Annotated in this window: 1 tRNA gene; it reads left to right on the plus strand. The window is 43.1% G+C overall.

The features are described from left to right. The first annotated feature begins 189 nt into the window (after positions 1–189). A tRNA-Ala gene (locus Q0998_RS19295) sits at positions 190–263 on the plus strand. Positions 264–401: the final 138 nt, after the last annotated feature.

Consider the following 401-nt stretch of genomic DNA (forward strand, 5'->3'; position numbering starts at 1 on the left):
GTCGGCAGTTCGAGTCTGCCCGGGACTACAAATAAGTTTAAAGTTCAAGATTCAAAGTTCAAAACCTTGAATTTAGATTTTAAAACTTTGAATTGTTTAAGTATAAGGAAATTCTAGAAGTGGTTATTCACCCTAATTAGTCGGCCAATCGACTGCAGACTGAGAACTGTGGACTGCCAACTAGAAAAAGGGGGATTAGCTCAGCTGGCTAGAGCGCTTGCCTTGCACGCAAGAGGTCATCGGTTCGACTCCGATATTCTCCACAAATCCCATCCTAGCCTTCCCAAAGGGAAGGAATGAGCACTGTTGAGTGCCAACTCCCCCTTTGGGGGAGTTGGAGGGGGAAAAGTTCATTGACATATTGGTAAAATGATATCGTAAGAATCAAAAAGATAGAGAGT

Origin of the sequence: uncultured Polaribacter sp. (assembly GCF_947501385.1) — a bacterium.
Lineage (GTDB): Bacteria > Bacteroidota > Bacteroidia > Flavobacteriales > Flavobacteriaceae > Polaribacter.